Genomic DNA, 273 nt, shown 5'->3' on the forward strand with positions numbered 1-273 from the left:
GCCGCGCACGTCGCCGCGAGCTGCATCGACGGCCGGAAGCCGCCCCAGTAGTGGTGGTCGATCAGCACGACCTGCACGGCGTCACGACGGAAGCCCTCGTTGATGTGCCCCTGCTCGACCACGCACATGTTCGTGGCCAGCGGGAGCGACGTCTGCTGCGCGACCTCGGCCATCGCGGGGATACCCGGGGTCGGGTCTTCGTAGTACTCCAGCGCGTGCTCGAGGCGGGAGGCGATGCGCACCGCCGTGCGCACATCCCACGTGCCGTTCGGG

The 273-nt window shown here is 70.3% G+C and carries 1 protein-coding gene; it reads right to left on the minus strand.

What is annotated here, in order from left to right; genetic code table 11:
- A partial coding sequence (locus tag SB753_RS37220; protein WP_410805156.1) for an enolase C-terminal domain-like protein occupies positions 1-273 on the minus strand: 273 nt, incomplete at both ends.

Source organism: Paraburkholderia sp. SIMBA_053 (assembly GCF_046534895.1).
Classification (GTDB): domain Bacteria; phylum Pseudomonadota; class Gammaproteobacteria; order Burkholderiales; family Burkholderiaceae; genus Paraburkholderia; species Paraburkholderia caledonica.